Source organism: Allobosea sp. P4_E12, assembly GCF_056401655.1.
In genome coordinates this window covers 78,269-96,714 of record NZ_JBFUIY010000018.1, presented here as the reverse complement: position 1 = coordinate 96,714, position 18,446 = coordinate 78,269, and the positions used below count along the sequence as shown (strand labels likewise).

Annotated in this window: 20 protein-coding genes; 4 read left to right on the top strand and 16 right to left on the bottom strand. The window is 63.7% G+C overall.

Features of this window, described 5'->3' with window-relative positions:
- Positions 1-15: 15 nt before the first annotated feature.
- From AC1DW9_RS22495 to gabT, 9 genes are all read right to left on the bottom strand, one after another.
- Complete coding sequence (locus AC1DW9_RS22495) at positions 16-690, bottom strand: ABC transporter ATP-binding protein (protein ID WP_476775517.1); 675 nt, start codon at positions 688-690, stop codon at positions 16-18.
- Between the two features lie 65 nt (positions 691-755).
- Positions 756-1,517 (bottom strand): ABC transporter ATP-binding protein, encoded by a 762-nt coding sequence (locus AC1DW9_RS22490; protein ID WP_476775518.1) that lies wholly within the window; start codon positions 1,515-1,517, stop codon positions 756-758.
- Positions 1,517-2,410, bottom strand: coding sequence for a branched-chain amino acid ABC transporter permease (locus AC1DW9_RS22485; RefSeq protein WP_441505748.1), 894 nt, complete (start codon positions 2,408-2,410; stop codon positions 1,517-1,519). The genes AC1DW9_RS22490 and AC1DW9_RS22485 overlap by 1 nt, the downstream gene beginning before the upstream one ends.
- 4 nt (positions 2,411-2,414) lie before the next feature.
- Positions 2,415-3,290 carry a branched-chain amino acid ABC transporter permease gene (locus AC1DW9_RS22480; RefSeq protein ID WP_441505749.1) on the bottom strand — a complete coding sequence of 292 codons (876 nt, stop codon included), beginning with the start codon at positions 3,288-3,290 and terminating at the stop codon, positions 2,415-2,417.
- 13 nt (positions 3,291-3,303) lie between these two features.
- Entirely contained in the window at positions 3,304-4,542 is a 1,239-nt protein-coding gene (locus tag AC1DW9_RS22475; protein ID WP_441505750.1) for an ABC transporter substrate-binding protein, read from the bottom strand.
- Positions 4,543-4,616: 74 nt separating this feature from the next.
- Positions 4,617-5,816: a CaiB/BaiF CoA transferase family protein gene (locus AC1DW9_RS22470; protein WP_441505751.1), complete on the bottom strand. Its 1,200-nt coding sequence runs from the start codon at positions 5,814-5,816 to the stop codon at positions 4,617-4,619.
- 25 nt (positions 5,817-5,841) lie between these two features.
- Positions 5,842-6,615 (bottom strand): enoyl-CoA hydratase/isomerase family protein, encoded by a 774-nt coding sequence (locus AC1DW9_RS22465; RefSeq protein ID WP_441505752.1) that lies wholly within the window; start codon positions 6,613-6,615, stop codon positions 5,842-5,844.
- Positions 6,615-7,592: an aminopeptidase gene (locus AC1DW9_RS22460; RefSeq protein WP_441505753.1), complete on the bottom strand. Its 978-nt coding sequence runs from the start codon at positions 7,590-7,592 to the stop codon at positions 6,615-6,617. The genes AC1DW9_RS22465 and AC1DW9_RS22460 overlap by 1 nt, the downstream gene beginning before the upstream one ends.
- A gap of 7 nt (positions 7,593-7,599) precedes the next feature.
- Positions 7,600-8,955, bottom strand: coding sequence for a 4-aminobutyrate--2-oxoglutarate transaminase (gabT, locus tag AC1DW9_RS22455; RefSeq protein ID WP_441505754.1), 1,356 nt, complete (start codon positions 8,953-8,955; stop codon positions 7,600-7,602).
- Between the two features lie 192 nt (positions 8,956-9,147).
- Here gabT and AC1DW9_RS22450 point away from each other — a divergent pair, with 192 nt between their 5' ends.
- On the top strand, positions 9,148-9,777 hold the full coding sequence (locus tag AC1DW9_RS22450) for a GntR family transcriptional regulator (protein WP_441505755.1): 630 nt from the start codon (positions 9,148-9,150) through the stop codon (positions 9,775-9,777).
- A 30-nt stretch (positions 9,778-9,807) separates the two neighbouring features.
- Here AC1DW9_RS22450 and AC1DW9_RS22445 read toward each other — a convergent pair whose 3' ends face one another.
- Both AC1DW9_RS22445 and AC1DW9_RS22440 read right to left on the bottom strand, forming a co-directional pair.
- Complete coding sequence (locus tag AC1DW9_RS22445) at positions 9,808-10,980, bottom strand: MFS transporter (RefSeq protein ID WP_476775519.1); 1,173 nt, start codon at positions 10,978-10,980, stop codon at positions 9,808-9,810.
- On the bottom strand, positions 10,977-11,576 hold the full coding sequence (locus AC1DW9_RS22440; protein ID WP_441505757.1) for a GNAT family N-acetyltransferase: 600 nt from the start codon (positions 11,574-11,576) through the stop codon (positions 10,977-10,979). The genes AC1DW9_RS22445 and AC1DW9_RS22440 overlap by 4 nt, the downstream gene beginning before the upstream one ends.
- A gap of 99 nt (positions 11,577-11,675) precedes the next feature.
- On the opposite strand from AC1DW9_RS22440, the gene AC1DW9_RS22435 reads away from it, so the two are divergent.
- Positions 11,676-12,560, top strand: coding sequence for a LysR family transcriptional regulator (locus AC1DW9_RS22435; RefSeq protein WP_476769455.1), 885 nt, complete (start codon positions 11,676-11,678; stop codon positions 12,558-12,560).
- 144 nt (positions 12,561-12,704) lie between these two features.
- Positions 12,705-13,076, top strand: a complete 372-nt coding sequence (locus AC1DW9_RS22430; protein ID WP_476775520.1) for a YciI family protein — start codon at positions 12,705-12,707, stop codon at positions 13,074-13,076.
- A 92-nt stretch (positions 13,077-13,168) separates the two neighbouring features.
- Here AC1DW9_RS22430 and AC1DW9_RS22425 read toward each other — a convergent pair whose 3' ends face one another.
- The 4 genes from AC1DW9_RS22425 to AC1DW9_RS22410 all read right to left on the bottom strand — a co-directional run bounded on the left by AC1DW9_RS22425 (position 13,169) and on the right by AC1DW9_RS22410 (position 17,034).
- Positions 13,169-14,098 carry a lipid kinase gene (locus tag AC1DW9_RS22425; RefSeq protein WP_441505760.1) on the bottom strand — a complete coding sequence of 310 codons (930 nt, stop codon included), beginning with the start codon at positions 14,096-14,098 and terminating at the stop codon, positions 13,169-13,171.
- Positions 14,099-14,378: 280 nt separating this feature from the next.
- Positions 14,379-16,112, bottom strand: a complete 1,734-nt coding sequence (ybaL, locus tag AC1DW9_RS22420) for a YbaL family putative K(+) efflux transporter (RefSeq protein ID WP_476775521.1) — start codon at positions 16,110-16,112, stop codon at positions 14,379-14,381.
- A 216-nt stretch (positions 16,113-16,328) separates the two neighbouring features.
- Positions 16,329-16,649 (bottom strand): polyhydroxyalkanoic acid system family protein, encoded by a 321-nt coding sequence (locus tag AC1DW9_RS22415; protein WP_441492483.1) that lies wholly within the window; start codon positions 16,647-16,649, stop codon positions 16,329-16,331.
- Positions 16,650-16,764: 115 nt separating this feature from the next.
- On the bottom strand, positions 16,765-17,034 hold the full coding sequence (locus AC1DW9_RS22410; RefSeq protein ID WP_441492482.1) for a hypothetical protein: 270 nt from the start codon (positions 17,032-17,034) through the stop codon (positions 16,765-16,767).
- Positions 17,035-17,226: 192 nt separating this feature from the next.
- On the opposite strand from AC1DW9_RS22410, the gene AC1DW9_RS22405 reads away from it, so the two are divergent.
- Positions 17,227-17,829 carry a hypothetical protein gene (locus tag AC1DW9_RS22405; RefSeq protein ID WP_441492481.1) on the top strand — a complete coding sequence of 201 codons (603 nt, stop codon included), beginning with the start codon at positions 17,227-17,229 and terminating at the stop codon, positions 17,827-17,829.
- Positions 17,830-18,020: 191 nt separating this feature from the next.
- On the opposite strand, the gene AC1DW9_RS22400 is transcribed toward AC1DW9_RS22405, so the two are convergent.
- Positions 18,021-18,326, bottom strand: coding sequence for a hypothetical protein (locus AC1DW9_RS22400; protein ID WP_084651267.1), 306 nt, complete (start codon positions 18,324-18,326; stop codon positions 18,021-18,023).
- Positions 18,327-18,446 lie beyond the last annotated feature (120 nt).

Below are 18,446 nucleotides of genomic sequence, written 5' to 3'. Positions count from 1 at the left end.
GTGCCTGTCCCGTTTCTAGACGTGCGTGGAAGGTGCGTGGGGCATTGCCGCCTGGGATTGGCCGCGTCCGATATAGACGTCGCCCATTTCCTCGTTGGCTAGCAGGCTTGCGCCTGTGTCAGACAAGACGATGCGCCCCGCATCGAGGATGTATCCGCGGTCGCTGAAGGCGAGCGCCTGACGTGCCCGTTGCTCGACCATCAGCACCGCAACATCGGCCTGCGGCAGCCGCTTGACCTCCTCGAAGACCTGGTCGGTCAGCGCCGGCGACAGCGCCGCGGACGGCTCGTCAAGCAGGATCAGGCGGGGCGAGGACATCAAGGCCCGCGCAAAGGCGAGTTGCTGACGCTCGCCGCCGGAGAGGTTTTCCGCATAGGTGCCGCGCCGCCCCGCCAGAGCGGGGAAGAGATCGAACATGTCGCGGATTCGTGCGCTTTTGCCAGGCGCATGTTCCACGACCTGCAGGTTCTCCAGCACGGTCAGGGTGCCAAAGACGTTTCGGACTTGCGGCACGTAGGAAATGCCGATGCGGACGCGGTCCTCGATTTGCAGCTTCATCAGATCGATGCCGTCGAACACCATGGTGCCGGCGATACGGGGCAGGATGCCCATCGCCGCCTTGATGAGGGTCGACTTGCCGGCGCCGTTGGTGCCCGCGATCGTGACGATTTCCCTGGCGCCGACATGCATGTCGATACCGGTGATGATGTCGACATCGCCGTAACCGCCGGACAGGTTGGCGATTTGCAGAAGGCTCATATCACACCCCCCATATAGGCTTCGCGGACGCCCGGATCGGCGAGAACCGCGTCAGGCGTGCCACTGGCGATGACCTTGCCGCGATCCATCGCGTAGAGTCGGGGCACGACGCGCGCGAGCTCGGCGAGATTGTGCTCGATGATCAGCACGGCGATGCCGCGCCGGTTCAACTCGACGATCCGGTCGCAGAGCTGCTCGATCAGAACCGGATTCACCCCGGCGAAAGGCTCGTCGAGCAGGATGCATTTGGGTTCGAGCATCAGCAGCCGGCCGATCTCGAGCAGCTTCTTCTGGCCGCCCGAGAGCTTGCCCGCCAGTTCGTCCGAGACGCGCGCGAGGTTGAGGAAGGCCATCACTTCCCGCACGCGCTCGGCCAGTCGCTCTTCCTCCTGCCGGATCGCGCCGCGCGCGAAAACCAGGGCGGCGAGCTTCTCGCCACACTGATCCCGCGCTGCCACCATCAGGTTGTCGAACACCGTCATGTGGCTGAATTCACGCGGGACCTGGAATGTGCGGGCGAGACCGCGCCGGACCCGCTGATGGACCGGCACTTCGGTGATGTCTTCGCCCTGGAAGACCACACTGCCGGACCCCGCCGGAATATAGCCGGTGGCGACCGAGAACAGCGTGCTCTTTCCCGCACCATTCGTTCCGATCAACCCGACCAGTTCGCCTTCGCCGACTTCGAGCGAAACATAGTCGAGGGCACGAAAGCCGCCGAAGCGAGCCGTGATATCGGTTATCGAAAGGAGCGCCATCAGTTGCTCCTCCGCGACGATTTTCCGAACAGGCCTTGCGGGCGGTAGAGCACGACGCAGATCAGAGCCATGCCGATGATCCAGATCCGGACGCTCGCCAGTTGGACCTCGGAGACGCCGGTGAAGACATCGCGCAGGAAACGCGAGCCTTCGAGGAACCCGACGAGCAATACGGTTCCGATGACCACGCCGCGCAATGATCCGACACCGCCCAGGACAAGGGCGATCCAGATGTAGAAGGTGATGAGCGGGACGTATTGCTCGGGGCTGATGAAGGTCAGGTAATGGGCCTGGAGTCCGCCCGCGAGGCCCGCGATTCCGGCCCCGATCATCAGGGATCGCGTCTTGAACTGGGCCGGATTCTTGCCCAGCGCCCTGACCGCTACCTCGTTGTCGCGGATGGCTTCGATCACCCGGCCGAACGGGCTCCTGATGATATGATGGATCAGCAGGAAGACCACGGCACAGACCGCAAGCAGCAAGAGAAAGATGTAGAAATCGGTCATTTTCGGATCGACCCAACCGGCAAAGAGCCTGGGGATGCCCGGCAGCCCATGCATGCCGCGCGTCAGCCATTCCTCTGTCTGCAGTGTCATGCGGACAGCTTCGGAGAAGCCGAGCGTGACGATGGCGAGATAGTCGCCGCCCAGCCGCAGCGAGATCATCCCCAACGGGTAGGCCGCGAGGGCGGCGAGCGCCGTCGCTGCAGCCAGCGAGACGGGGATCGGCACCCCTTTCAATGCTAGCAGGGCCGAGGTGTAGGAGCCGATGGCGAAGAACCCGACATGGCCGAAATTCACCAGGCCGGTGAAGCCGTATTGCAGCGCCAGCCCGCTCGCCATCAGGAGATAGATCAGCACGCTGATCGAGATCGCGATCAAATAGCCTTCCATGGCATCACCTCGCTGCAATCGGACGGCCGAACATTCCCTGCGGTCGCAGGAGCAGCACGCAAAGAAGGATCAGGAAGGCGAGAACGACCTTGTAGGCAGGGCCGACGAACAAGCTCGCGACTTCCTGCGCGATGCTGAACGTCACGATGCCCAGAACCGCGCCCACAGGGCTGCCGATCCCGCCGAGGATCACGCCAGCAAACATCGGCATCAGGAGTTCCCAGCCGAGTTCGGGCAGCACCACTGCCTTGATGCCCAGCAGCGCACCACCGAGTCCGCAGAATGCTCCGGCCACGGCCCAGAGGAAGATCATCACCCTGCGCGCTCGAATGCCGCTCGCGGCGGCCAGTTCCGAGCTGTCCGCGATCGCCCTCATGCGACGTCCCGTCGGGGTCAGATACATGACGCAGAAAACCAGCAGGAGCGCGATGATCGCAGCGCCGACGATGTAGAGATCCGTCGGCAGGATGCGGATTCCGCCGAAATTCCAGGCCCGCACCAGTGGCAGGTCCACGACATATTGGTCCTGCCCCGCGAAGAAGGTGATTGTGCTGCGAACGGCAAAGGCCACGCCGATGGAAGCAATAAGCCGGGCGACGTGCGAGCGTTCCGCCAGTGCCCGGAAGACCCAGAAATACATCAACAGCGAAACAGCGGCGGTCATCGTCATCGCGCCGAGCACGGCGGTTACGATCGAGCCTCCCAGAAACATCTGGGAGGCAATGGTCGTGTAGGCGCCCAGGGTCATGTAGTCGCCGGTGGCCGCATTGGGAAAGCGAGCAATGCCGAACACGAGCGTGATCGCGAGTGCGGGCAAGGCCAGTAACATCCCGATCACGACGCCGTTGATGACCGCGTTAGCGATCGAGATCCAATCCATCGGTGCGACCTTCCTATGCCGGCAGCTGGCCGGGGATGGTCTCTTTCAGGACGAGCTTGCCGTCCTGAATGTCGAACACACCGAAATCGGGCACCGTCTCGCCATGCTTGCCGAACTCGAGACGCGAGGACGCCCCGTCGTAATCGACCTTCTGTCCCTTGCGCAGGATATCGCGGCCTTCGACGAAGGAGTTGGCCTTGGTGCCTCCGGTCCCGGTGACCGCGCGGATCTGACCGTTGATGGCGGCGACGTCCGCCTGGGCTCCCGCAGCTTCGAGGGCAAGGGCAAGCGTGATCACCATGTCGTAGCACTGCGCGGCAAAAATATCGGGCTCGCGCTTGGTGATCGTCTTGAATTCGGCTGCGAAACGCTTGAACGCCGGATGCTGCTCGGCCGCGACATTCGAGATCGAGATCAGCCCTTCCGTCGCTTCCTTGCCGAGCGCCTTGACGAGGTCTTCGTTGGCGGTCCAGCCAGGCATGATGAACTTGCAGTCCTGGCCGCTCTGGTACCATTCCTTGAGGATGATGGTGGCGTCGGGACGATAGGCGCTGAGCGAGATGACATCCGGCTTCGACGCGAGGACACGGGCAAGCTCGGTGCGATAGCTGCTCTGGTTGGGCTCGTAGACGACAAAGGCGCTGACCTTGCCGCCATTGGCCTCCCAGGCGCTCTTGAAATAGTTCGCCTGCCCGACAAAGGTCGAGTTGTTGAAGGCCATGACGGCGGGGCGCTTGAAGCCCCGGCGCCGCGCAACCTCCGCAAAGGCATTCCCGAAGATCGCATTGGAAGCCTGGAACATCCAGGCGAGGCCCTTCTTGTTCTCGGTGAGCATCTCCGGCGCGCCGCAGGTGTTCATCGTGATCAGATTGGCGTCGTTGGTGATCGGCATCGTCGCCAGGCCGACCGAGGACGCCCAGATGCCTACGACCGCCTCGACCTTGTTGATCTCGACGAGCTTCTTGACCGCGAGGACAGCCGCCTCGGGCTTCGTCTGATCATCTTCGGCGAAGAGCTGGAACTTGCGGCCCGCCGCACCGCCCGCAGAGTTGACCTCGGCCACCGCTAGTTTGATCGCTTCCAACATGTAGGGGCCGTAGGGGCCGCCGATGCCGGTGATCGAGTTGAGCGCGCCGAGCCGAAATACCCGCTCCCCCTGCGCGAAGCTTTGGCCCGGAAGCGCCCCTAGGCCTGCTGCGGCGGTCCCTGAGACCAAAAAGGCGCGGCGTGACAGATTGTAAGGCTGTTTCATCATCGTTCCCCTATGTTGGCTTTTGCCGTTATTCTTGGACGGTTGGGGGCGGCTTTCCGCCCCCGAGTGACGGTCTATTGAACGGCGCCGCGGCCTCGTAGGCTCGCGATCTGGTCATCCGAAATGCCGAACCGACGCAGGACCCTGTCGGTATCCTCTCCGAGCAGTGGGGCCGGCTTCCTGATTGCACCTGGCGTCTTCGAGAATTTGGTCGGAATCCCGATCATCCGCATGGCACCGAGCTTGGGATGGTCGATCTCCTCGATCATGCCGCGAGCGATGTAATGCGGGTCATTCATCGCCTGTCCGAAGTCGTTAATCGGACCACATGGGACACTGGCCGCCTCGCAGCGCGCGATCCAGGTCGCAGCATCGGCGGAGGCGAAAGCCTCTTCGAGCAGGGGCTCGAGCGCCTTGATGTTCTCGAGCCGGTCCATATTGGTCACAAATCGCGGGTCGGTGATCAGTTCCGGACGGCCGATCACATCCCGGCAGAGCTTCTCCCACGTCCGCTGGTTCGCGGCTCCGATGATGATGAAGCCGTCGCCGGTGCGCAGTGCCTGGTACGGCGCCGAAACGCGGTGGCGGCTGCCCGTCGCCTTTGCCACCGTACCCTCGGCGAAATAGGCGGCAGCCTCCCAGATGAACCAGGGCAGACCGCATTCGGCGAGGGAGATGTCGATGTGCTGGCCCTCGCCGGTCTTAAGCTGATGGACATGGGCCGCGATGATCGAATAGGCGGCCGTGAGACCCGCGCCAACATCATAAATCGCGATACCGGATTTGAGGGGTCGGCCGTCGGGTTCGCCGGTCATGCTCATGATGCCGGTCAGGCCCTGGGCGACCAGGTCGAAGCCGCCCTTCCCGGAATAAGGCCCCGTCTGGCCGTAGCCGGACACCGAGCAGTAAATCAGGCGCGGATTGATCTTGCTCAGCGTCTCGTAGTCGACCCCGAGGGACTTCGTCACGCCGACCCGGTAGTTCTCCACCACCACATCGGCCCAGCGAACCATGTCGTAAAGGATATCGCGCGCCTGCGGATCCTTCAGGTTGAGGGAGATACCCTCCTTGTTCCGGTTGATCTGCGCGAAGCAAGTCGACTCGCCGTTCACATAGGGGCCCATCTCACGGGAATCGTCGCCGGTGACGGGCTTCTCGACCTTGATCACCTCGGCACCGAGATCGGCCAGGACCATGGTGCAGTAAGGACCCGCCATGATCTGGGAGAGATCGAGGACCTTCATGCCGGAGATTGGCGACGGACGGCTGCTCATCGGAATTTTACCTGTCATCTTCTTGTCAGCGCCCGACAAAAGCCGGCTTGATCTTCTGTCCGAACGCCGCTCGGCCCAGCCGGTAATCCTCGGTGTCGAAGCAGGCATAGGCTTCGTCACTTTCCTCCGGCGTCAGCGTCCCGCCCTGCCGCAGGCGCTGGATGAATTTCTTGTGCCAGCGATTGACCAGAGGCGCCGCGCCGGCGATCCGCTCTGCGGCGCCATAGGCCTCGGCGGCGACGGCATCATCATCGGCAAGCCGGGTCACGAGTCCTTTCGACAGAGCCTCCTCGGCTCCGAAGATTCGACCTTCCAGCAGGATTTCGAGCGCCGCGGAATGGCCGATGACGGCGACGATGTCCTCAAGCTCGCGGTAGTCCAGCGTGATGCCAATGCGGTTGATCGGCACTCCGAACCGGGCCGAGCACGCCGCGATCCGGATGTCGCACATCGAGGCGATCTCCAGGCCGCCCCCGACACAAGCGCCTTCGATGCAGGCGACAGTCGGGTGACGCAGGTTCTTGAGCCGGTCCGTCATCGCAAGCGTGAAGTCGGCATAGTCGCGGGCTTGCTGGCGCCCGTCGCGATCATCCCCGAAGCCGCCAATGTCACTCCCGGCACAAAAATGCCCGCCGGCGCCCCTGACGACGACGCAGCGGACCGCGTCATCACTCTCAAGCTGGGAGAAGGCTGCGCCGAACGCCTGGTACATCTCCATGGTGAAAGCGTTGCGCTTCTCGGGACGGTTGAGCAGGACCGTCACCACGCCTGTCCCGTCGCGCGAAACCTCGATGCCCATCATACGTACTCCAGCAGCAGGTCCCTGCCGCGAAGGACGGCGCGTCCATCCAGCTCGAGCGTGGCGTCGGTGAGGATGGTGTCGTAGTGGGCAGCGGCCTTTACTGTGCCGCCGATATAGGCGCTGGTGCCGAGGGCAAGCTGGATCGAGCCGTAAACGCTCTCATCGGACAGCATGGTGCCGTCGAGAACGCAGTTCGGATTCATGCCGACGCCGAGTTCACCGAGATTATAGACCAGCGGATCGTTGAAGCTCTTCAGGAGGTCGCTGAACATCCGGGCCTCGGCTCCGCCTTCGATCGCGACCGCCATGCCCTTCTCCATGTGGATGCGGACGGGCTCGTCACGGATCAGGCTCACGCCTGGAATGCTGGCGTTGACGACAATGACGCCCTCGGCCGTTCCCTCCACCGGCGCCAGGCTAGCCTCGAGACAGTAGCCTGCGGAGATGTCGACCGTGTTGGCGAAGCCATGAAGGGCGCGACCACGTCGCCCGGCGATGCTCATGGTCACGTTCGTCCCGTCGGGACTGGTGACACGGGCAGTGCCGGCCTGGGTGAAGGCATCGGCCAGACATTCGATCTGCGGCCGCAAGGCCACGAAATCCGCCTCCCAACCCTCTGCCAGGAAGAAATCGCCTTGATGCGACTCGGGCAGAACGATGACTCCCACACCGGCGCGCGTGGCCTCCTGACGCGCCTGTGTGTGTGCGATATTGGCGCGGGTCAGTCCGATGACGAGATCCGACGCCTTCATGGCTTGCGCGGTGATCTCGGAGAGCTGCCGCCCATGTCTCGACGAGCCCTCGATCTGCATGAGGTGCACGCCCGCGCCGGCTTCGGACAGGGCGATCGCCAGCGCCTCGACATTATGATCGGTGAAGAGGTCGTAAAGGACCAGAACCTGGCTGTCCGACCCGGCATTGCCGAGCAGTTTCACGACCTTGCGCGCATTTTTGAGCTTGAGAAGCGTGTTCATGTCGATCTCAGGCGCTCATTGCCAGCGGGCTGGCGCGCCGGTCTGCGGCGGCGACCGCATCGCCGAGAATGCCGAGGCCGCGCTCCAACTCCTCCGCCTCCAGCGAGAGCGGCCCAAGGAAGCGAATGACGTTGCCGTGGAAGCCAGCCTTCACCAGGATCAGACCATTGCGATAGCACTCTTCGACGATCTGAGCCGCCAGATCGCCGGCCGGCGCGTGAGATTTGCGATCCCGGACGATCTCGATGGCTCGCATCGCCCCGAGGCCACGCGCATCGCCGACGATCGCATATTGCTGCGCCCAGCCGGAGAAACGATCCTCGACGACCGCACCGATGCGGCGGGCCTTCTCCTGATAATCATCCCGTTCCATCACCGCGATCGTGGCCAGGGCGGCGGCGCAGGAAAGAGGATTGCCTCCATAGGTCCCGCCCAGACCGCCGACACGGGGCGCATCCATCAGCTCGGCGCGTCCGACTAACGCGGCGATCGGCAGCCCGCCGCCCATCGATTTGGCGAGTGTGTAAAGGTCGGCCTCGATGCCGGCATGCTGCGTCGCGAACCACTCGCCCGTCCGACAGAAACCGGACTGGATCTCGTCGGCAATGAGCACGATACCGTGCCGCGTGCAGTATTCGCGGAGCTGCCTCAGGAAGGGCGCAGGCGCAGCATGAAAGCCGCCCTCGCCCTGAAGCGGCTCGATGATCACTGCAGCGACGGCGTCGGGAGAGACCTCCATTTCGACCAGCCGAGCAAACTCGGCGAAGGCGGCCGCGCTGCAAGCCTCTTCGCTTTCATGGCCGGAACGATAGAGGACCGGGAACGGCGCGCGGTAGATCTCCGACGCCAGGGGCCCGAACCCGCTCTTATAGGCCGGCGCCTTCGCGGTGAGCGACAGAGCCATGAAGGTACGGCCATGGAAGGCTCCTTCGAAAGCAATGACAGCCTGGCGCCCCGTCGCGCTGCGCGCCACCTTGATGGCGTTTTCGACCGCCTCCGCGCCGGTCGTCTGGAGCATGACCTTCTTCGGCCATGAACCGGGAACGAGTTCGATGAGCTTCTCGGCCAGATCGACATAGCCGGGATACATAACGATATTGAAGCAGGTATGCAGGAACTGGTCGGCCTGGGCCTTCACCGCCTGCACTACGTCCGGGTGCGCGTGCCCCACGTTCAGCGTGCCGATTCCGCCCGCGAAATCCAGGAACGCATTGCCGTCGACATCCGTCAGCTTCGCGCCGGAGGCGTGTGAAGCAAAGACCGGCGGGCCATTCGCGACGCCACGCGCCACGGCGGCATTCCGCCTGTCGAGCAACGATGCGCACTCAGGGCCCGGAACGGCCAATTCTTGATTCAGCCTCATGCGGCTCCCTCCCCGGCGGCAATCGCCATGAGTGGAGTTAAGCGTGTACATTTTCGTGTGTCAACTATCTTGCAATCGATTGTACAATCTGTTGTCGAGACGATTGATCTATCTGTTCAGCCGCTCTATCGAAGGGAACCGACACCGTGAGGTTGCAGAATGCCTAGGCAAAAGAGAAAGGCGGCGACTGTCGTGGGCGCCATCGCCGACATGCGCAGGAAAATTTCCTCGCGGGCGATCAGCCCTGGCAGCCGCATTCCGGAAGAGGATCTGGCCCAGGCCTATGATTTGCCGCGAGCTAAGGCGCGCGAGGTGCTGGCGACGCTGGAAGACCGCAGCCTGATCACACGAGAACCCAACAAGGGTGCAATCGTCTCCGCGGTTGATATGGAGACCACATATCGCCTCTACGAGGTACGGGAAGCGCTCGACGGCCTCGCCGTTCGGCTGGCGACCCTGAACTCGAAAAGGGGCGATTGGGACGACATCAGCGAATTGTTCGGCCCGTCATTCGAGGAAAGCCTGAAGGCAGGCGATATCGACCGCCATGTCGAGGCAATCGAGACGTTTCGAACCCGCATAACCGAAGCCGCGCGCAACCCGGTCCTCACCGATCTGCTCGAGCGCATCTACGACCGCACCCGTGTCACGATCCGTCGGGTGGCGCTCCTTCCCGGCCGTGCCCAGGCGGGCATACTTCAATATCGGGCCGTACTGGCAGCGATCATCCGAGGCGACGCCGACGACGCCGAGATGCGCATCAGAGAACTAAACCGGAGCGCGCGCGAATACATCGAGCGTTACAAGGATTACGTCCTTTAGCGAAACGCCGGCGGCCCGGCTTCGCCCAGGTCAGGGTGCTCGCACATGGCCGAGAACGAACAAGGCGAGCGCTGCGAAGGCCCCGACGGTTGCGACCGCGGCCGACAGCAGGAGCGCACCCGCGTCGCCGTAGCGCGTGATCGTGGCCGCATAGGCGATCGGCGCCGTGGCCGATAGCAGGAAGCTCGGGGCCACGAGTGTCCCGACGAAGCGTCCATAGCTCGCCGGATCGAACAGGATGAGCGGCACGGTTCCCCGCGTGATCGTCAGCAAGCCGTTGCCGGCGCCATACATGAAGGCGAAGACAAGCGCAGCCTGCCAAGTCGACACCGCCAGGAAGCCAGCGACGAAACTGACGAGCAGGACGACGGTGGCAAAGAGGTTGAGAGCAATGGGATCGACCCGGGCTCCGAACAGGACCTCGCAGAGGCGCGCCGCCGACTGGCCGATCCCACGGAAGCTCGCGGCCATGATTGCAGTCGACGCGCTCAACCCGAGGCCGACCATCATCGCAATCATGTGCGCAGACATCGCCGAATTCAGGAAGTTCGCCAGCGTCACGATCAAGGCAAACAGGCCTGCCGCCCAAATCTTCCGACGCGGGGTTTCGATGCGGCCGGTATTGGACCGGGAGGACGACCTGATCGGCCGCGAGGGGACGGGCAATGTGATCAGCAGCGGGATCGCCAGCAGAGAAATCGCCGCATAGGCGAACACGGCTCCCCGCCAGCCCAGGGTTTCCGCAAGAGCACTGCCGATCGGCCAGAAGACCGTCGAGGCCAGGCCTCCCAGGAGCGTGATCTGGGATATCGGGCGGCGCGCGTCGCTACCCAGCAACCGCGCCAGGGTGGCGAAGGCAGCGTCGTAGAGCGACATGCGCATGCCCAGACCGAGCATGAACCAGGCCGTGAAGTAGAGCGCGAGATTGCCTCCCAGCGCGAGCAAGAGGCAGCCGAGCGCATTGAGCCACGCTCCCCCGATCATGACGGAGCGCCCTCCCCTTCGATCGATCAGTGCGCCAATCGGCGCAGAGCTCAGCCCCATCACCAAGAGGGCAAGCGAATACCCTCCGTAGACCGCCTCTCGCGACCAGCCCGTATCCGCGACGATCAGATTGCCGAACGCGCCGATCAGGTAATACGTCACCCCCCATGAGATGAGCTGCGTGAGACCGAGATTGAAGACCGCCCAGGGGCGCATCATGCCGAGGCCGATGGATACGAACCGTCATCTGGTGGCGTATGGGCTCCCTGGCCCAACGCCCTTTGCATCAGCACCGTGTCCAGCCACCCTCCCAGCTTGAAGCCGATTGCCCGAAACGTGCCGACCGGTTCGAAGCCGAGCCTGCCGTGCAAGGCGATCGAACCACGATTGTCGCTATTGCCTATGACGGCCACCATCTGGCGCCAGGGGCCCCTCTCGCAGTGGTCGATGAGGGCGGCCAGGAGCCGGCTCCCGATGCCGCGCCCTGCCATTCCCGGCGCGACATAGACGGAATCCTCCACCGTATATCGATAGGCGGGCCGGGGCCGGTAGCACGTCGCATAGCAGTAGCCGACGACCGCCGCGTCGATTTCCGCAACCAGGAAGGGCAGGCCGAGATCGAGGACAGCGGCGCGCCTGGCCGCCAACTCGTCGAGCGAAGGCGGAACGGTCTCGAAACTGGCGAGCCCATGCAGAACATGGTGCGCATAAATCTCCTGGATGGTCTCGAGGTCGCGCTCTTGCGCCGCGCGGATTGCGACCCTGGACGACGAGATGGCCGATGGCTGTGATGGGCATTCCGCCAGGCTGGGCATGTTTCGCTCTTCGAAGGTGGATCCTGGCACCCTGGCTACGCCTCCCTCCGTCATTAGGGAAGATTTGCCTCATTATACGGAGCATGAGATATTCTTTGGGTGTCCAATCTCAGTCTCGATCAGTTACAGGCCTTCGTCGACGTCGTGGAGCTGAGCAGCTTCACCGCTGCGGCCGAACGCCGAGGGCTCTCGCAGCCCGCGGTCAGCTTGCAGTTGCGCCAGCTGGAGCGGCGTCTGGGAGTGACGCTGATCGAACGGATCGGCCGCAAATGCCAGACAACCCCGGCAGGTGATGAACTCCTGGGCTATGCGCACCAGATCGGCCGCCTGGTCGGCAGCGCGACCGAAGCCATGGCACGGCATGGCAAGGGCGCGATGGGACGTGTCAGGCTCGGAACAGGCGCAACGGCCTGCATCTATCTGCTGCCACCGGTGCTGAAGGAACTCCGCCGGAAATTCCCGACGCTCGAGATCACGGTCACCACCGGCAACACGACCGATTTTCTCAAGGCCATCGAGGAGAACGCGATCGATATCGCACTGGTGACGTTGCCTGCAGCGGGCCGCATGCTGGACGTGACCCCGGTGCTCGACGACGAGTTCGTGCTCATCGCGCCGCAGGACATGCCGCTTCCCGCCAAGGTCGACCCGGCCTGGCTCGCCGGACGGCCCGTGATTCTGTTCGAGCCCGGCGGGAGGACGCGCAGCATTGCCGATGCGTGGCTCTCTCAGTCTGGGGTGACGCTCAGGCCGATCATGTCGCTGGGGAGCGTCGAAGCCATCAAGGAACTCGTCGGTGCAGGGCTGGGCTGTGCCGTCCTGCCAGGCATGGCCGTCGCAGGCCACCGAGCACCATCCGGCGTCGCGGTGAGGAGCCTGACCCCGAACCTCAAGCGCACGCTGGCGATCGTCGTCCGGCGCGACAAGAAACTGCACAAGGGCCTCATGGAAACGATCCGCGCGTTGGGCAAGCTGTCCGTCTGAACGATCCCGGCAGCGCGTTTCGGGACACTGCGAGTTCGTGGCAAGCGCGATCTTTTCAGGTGGCAGGCCACCCGGCAAAATTCTGGCACCACATGTCGGCACGGGGGCTCAAGCTTCGTCCTTGAACCGAAGGCAGGTCTGCAGATGCTTTACACCGTGCTGTGCTACCATGACGAGGATATCACGACCGCCTGGTCGCGCGAGGAGGAAGCGGTCGTCGTCGACCGGTTGATTGCCGTACACGACAAATCGGGCCGGACGTTCAGGCCGGTGGTTCGGCGGATGCCCACCAATACCGCGACAAGCGTGCGCAAGAGCGGGACACTCGTCACCGACGGTCCCTTTGCCGAGACAAAGGAACAGTTGCTCGGCATCTATGTGATCGAGGTTCGTGACCCGATTGACCTGGGCTTCTTGTATAACCGCGCCTTCGAGGATCCGGACGGCCATGTCCTCGAGCTGGCGTGGATGGATATGAAGGCCGCGATGCCCGCGGCAGACACTGTGCCTGCCTGACGGTAGCGGAGCAGGTCGCGAGGCTCGGCTTTACCGTCCGCCCAGCATCGCGGCCATGTTGCCAGGCAGCCCTGCCACGCCAAAGCGCCTCGTCAACGGTGATACAAGGAAGGGCGCGCCATTGCCAAATGCGTGGCGGAGGCCGGCGCAAAGATCGAGATGGCCTTGGGATGAACCTTGAAATGGGCCGGCGTTGCAGTGACGATCTCGCCGTCAGTGTTGATCGGCATGGGCCTCTTCGTCTCGATGTCGAACTCGACGCATTTCGCAGTGCGAACCTCGCGCCACGCACCATGAGTTCCCGAGCGGAATGAACGCAGCATCAATGCCAGCTTCCAGAGGTTCGTCATCTCCAGGCTGTAGAGGTCGAGATGCCCGTCATCGATCTCGGCATTCTCCTGCACCACATTGCCACCGCCATAGTGCCGCCCGTTGCCGACCGCGATCTGATAGGTCTCGACGTCGATCGCCCGCCCCTTCTCGGTGATGGTCGCGCTGAACCTGGACGCCCGGGTCATGACCTTCATGGCGGCCAGCGCGTAACCCAGCCTTCCGAAACGCCGCTTCAGCACCGGGTCGAGACTTTGCGCGAGCTCGCTGCTCAGCCCGATGCTCGCGACATTGAAGAAGGCGTGGCCATTGACCGTGCCGACATCGACCGGGCGCGTTTCGCCACGCGCGATCACATCGGCGGCTGCCAGCAGGTCCATCGGGATGTCGAGCGTTCGAGCCAGGTCATTGGCCGTGCCCATCGGGATGATGCCCAGCGGCAGGCCGCTTTCCATCGCCGCGAGCGCCGCAGAGGACACCGAACCATCGCCACCGCAAACGATGACGAGATCCGCCATGTGGCGCAGGCGTACGATATCGCGGGCGATCTCGGGCAATGCCTCGAAGGTTTCAACGCTTACGGTGAGCCCGCCGCCTTCCAGCCGCTCGAGGAGGGGCGTGATCGACTCCTGGCCACGCCGCGCCTTGGGATTGCGCAGCAGCAGCGCGCGCTTCTGGATCAATTGGCTCATCGGCTCTTGGGTTGGCAGGACATCGGGCAAGGCAGGTGGGGAAGCTGCCCGCCGATTTCAACCGCAAGGCCCCGTCTCCGGCGGTCCGACCGGGGTATGCCCTGATCGGACGGACCGGTTTCCCGATGCGCCGAAATCGGAAACCGAGCCCACCTGAGCACACTCGCGAACGGGCGTGAGGCATTGGGCCGCCCGGCTCAATCCGAAAGAACTCGCTTCCACCGAGACCTACGAAGGCGCCTTCCGGCAATCGCGGATATCGTGGGGTCCAGCGGAAACCTCAGGCTGCTTCTGCCGGCGGCGGCGGCTCGGTTGGCGCCGACCCCAGTCTCACGCACAGCGCCAGCATGGCACGCGCGATCTCGGCCTCACCCATGATCGTCAGCGTCGCACCGCATTTGGTCAGGTGCTCGACCTCCGCATCCGAATGCGCGCGGGCGACGATCGGCAGCGTCGGGTTGTCGCGTCGGGCCTGCATGCAAACCTGGCCGGCCTCGAAGCTCTGCGGAATCGCCACGAAGAGCCGTTTGGCCCGCGCCACACCCGCAGCCGAAAGGACTTCGGGATCAGCCGCATTCCCGACGATGATCTCGGCCCCATCGCGCCTGGCGGTTTCGATCGCATCGGACTGGTCCTCGATCACCAGCAGCTTCTCGCCATGCGCGAGCAGCCCGGCCCCCAGCAATGAGCCGACACGACCGTAACCGACGACGATCATGTGTTGGGAAAGCGAGGTCGGCACGATATCCCGTTCGGGCTCAGGCGCCGGCGCGGGCGCCGCCACGCTCGGCTTCGGCTTCGCCGGCTGCGTCTCCGCGCTGATCTTCTCGACGATCGCGAACAGGACCGGGTTGAGCAGGATCGACAGGATGGCGCCGGCCAGGATCAGGTCGCGCCCCTGCTCCGGCAGGATCGCGAGCGAAACGCCAAGCCCGGCCAGGATGAAGGAGAACTCGCCGATCTGCGCCAGGCTGGCCGAGATCGTCAGCGCCACGGCATTCGACCGGCCAAAGGCGCGCACGATCAGCCAGGCCGCCACCGATTTTCCGACCAGGATGATCGCGAGCGTCGCGAGCAGCGGGCCCGGCGCGCGCAGCAGAATCCCCGGATCGAACAACATGCCGACCGAGACGAAGAACAGCACCGCGAAGGCATCGCGCAGCGGCAGGGATTCCTCCGCAGCGCGCTGGCTGAGCGGTGACTCGCTCAAGATCATGCCCGCGAAGAAGGCACCAAGTGCGAACGAGACACCGAACAGGCTGGCTGCCAGGAAGGCGACACCGAGAGCGACAGCGAGCACCGCCAGCCGGAACAGCTCGCGAGAGCCGGTATGGGCGACCCAGTGCAGGCACCAGGGAATGACGCGACGACCGACGATGAGCATGAACGCGACGAAGGCGATGACCTTGGCGAGGGTCAGCCCGAGCACGCCCCACAGCCCCAGATCGAACTGGGCCGCAAGCGGGCTCGGCGCACCCGGCCGCGCGCCGTTCAGCGCATCAGCGACCGCCGGAATCAGGACCAGCGCGAGGACCATGGCGAGATCCTCGACGATCAGCCAGCCGACCGCGATCTTGCCCTTCTCGGTCTGGACGAGGCGACGCTCCTGGAGCGCCCGCAACAGCACGACCGTACTCGCCACCGACAAAGCGAGGCCGAAGACCACGCCTGCGACCCATGTCCAGCCCAGCAGCAAGCCGAGGCCGAGGCCCAGCAAGGTCGCGACGCCGATCTGAACGATGGCGCCGGGCACGGCAACGGCTTTGACGGAAAGCAGGTCCTTCAGCGAGAAATGCAGGCCGACGCCGAACATCAGCAGGATGACGCCGATTTCGGCCAGCTGATTGGCAAGCCCCTGATCCGCGACGAACCCCGGGGTGAAGGGCCCGACCGCGACGCCTGCGAGCAAATAACCGACGAGAGGAGGGAAGCGGAATTTCTGGGCAAGCGCCCCGAAGACGAAAGCAAGGCCGAGGCCCGCGACAAGGATGGCGATCAGCGGGCCGTGATGCATTGGTCTCCCGGAGCGGTGAGTGATGAAAAGGGGTTGTCAGACCATGGCGGGCGGAAGGTGGAATTTCAACCGCAGCGCGCCGCCCCTCTCGCTTCAGGCAGCAATAATATTGCCGATCGTGCCCGGCGAATTGTCGCAATGGGTCACTGCAGCAGCCTGATGGTGAACGGAAACTTTACGAACGCGAAGCGTTCCGGCAGCGCCCGCCACCTGTGATCAGGAGCGTGGCTTCTCGAGCAGGACCTGTCCCTGCTTCTCGACGCCGAGCTTGAGCTTCTCGGCGAAGACCGCGAGCACCCAGGGCAACATCACCTCGATGCGGACAAGCGTCTCCTCGACCTCGAGCTTGCCCCTGACGGTATAGCCGAGTGCGGCGACGCCGAACTGGACGGCATCCCCGTCCCAGTTCTCCTCGACCAGCTGCATCTTCACCATGCCGAGCTTGTCGCGGATGCGGTCGATGCCACTGCGCAGCCGGTCCAGGGCGGCCTCGCGTCCGAGGTCATGAGAAACGGTGATGCTGACAGGCTTGGCCATGGCGCTCTTCAATCAGGACGACTGACTGTCATGTGATGTATCGCCGCGCGATATCCAGAGGCACACCCGGCCAATGATGGCCATGAGACCGGGTTTTGGCCGAAAGGGCTTCCGCTCACCCCGAGAACGCGCTGGAGCAGAGCGAGCGCGAGGCCTGGGTATGCGCGAGCCACCAATAGTTGCGCTCGCTCAGAGCCCGGTGGCCGCGCGCAGTGACACGCCACAGGCCATCGGCCGGCTCCACGAGTCCCCGCTGCCGCAGCGACAGCAACACGGCATCGTCGAAGATGAAGTGCTTGGTCTCCTCGTCGAGGCTTTCAAGGGCAATCCATTCCGGGTCGGTCATGATGGGGTTGCACTGCATCTGAAGGTGCTGTGTTTCCATGATCATCTCCTTAGTCGATCCGGATCGGATGGTGACGACCTCGCATCCAATCTGGGCACCCTCGTGACCGGAAGTCGGCCTCAACAAGCCTTAGCCGGCAGGCTCGGCACATTTCCGTGAACGCTGACGGAACTCTGTCGCTACAGCATCGTTCAGTTTGCACACCCGAAACGAGAGACTGGAGTGTCCGCGATGGCGACCAACAATGCGTTTCCGCCCGACATGCCGAAGGATTGGGACGAGGCAGAGGATGAGGCCAAGCGTGCCGGCAATACGATCCGCGCCAAGGCGGCCGATCTCGCTGGGACCGTCAAGGATGGCTATGATCGCGCCAAGGACGCGATCCGCGATGTCGATCCCGGCGAGGCAGGGCATTACGCCCAGGAAAAGGGCGAGGTTGCCCTGCGCGCCATCCAACGCCATCCGGTCGTCGCCTTCGGCCTCGGCGCCCTCAGCGTCGGCTTGATCGCCTGGGCGAGCATGCGACCCGCACGACCGCAATGGGAGCCCGACTACGGGCGCCTGCGCCGGCTCTTCTCCGATTATGGCGGAGACGACATGATCAAGGCGGGGAGAGATTCGATGAAGGCCGGCGAAAGCTGGCTGCAATCGTCAGGCAATATCGCCCAGGATTATGCCCGTGATGGCAGCCGCCTGCTGGCGAAACGGACGGAGAAGGAGCCGCTCGCAGCGTTGCTCGGCATTGGCATCGCGGTCTATGTGCTCGGCTCGCTGCTGACGTCATCGAGCGAGCCAGCGCCGGCTCCGGTGCGACGCCGCAGCACGAAACGCTAGAGCATCGGCCCGAGAGGTGGATCGCGGCCTTCGGGCAAGCCGATGCAAACAGAGAAGTGAAATCATTGGACGGATTTCGAGATCCAGTCCGGTGATCTTAAAAAGTGATCGGGGAGACCTGCAGCCGGTCAACCAACCAGTGCGCGCTTCAAACAAAAACCGGGAGGCCGAAGCCTCCCGGAAATGGAATGTCACCACCAGTAGCCGGGACGGCCATAGTAATAGCCGCGACCGTAATAGGGGCGAGACGCTGCGGCACCGACAATTGCGCCGCCGACGACGCCCGCGGCAACGCCGGCGGTCACCGCACTGGCGGTCTCATTCGATGCACGGCGGTTCTCGACATAATTGGCAGAACGGCACTGCTGATAAGCGCGCGTGCCCGGACGGAAGCCCTGAGCTTCGCAGGTGATTTCTGCGTCGGCCATCGATTCCTGTGCAGTCTGGCAGCCGGCCAGCCCCGCGGCCAGAAGCCCCACGACAATAAGAGAACGCATCAATATATCCTTTTTCAGCCACCCAAGACCGCCAATTCGCATGAAAACTATCGCTACGGCAACCGTCAAGGCAGACGAGATATTAAGGTTTCCGCATGTGTGGCGTCGCGGTTACGCGTG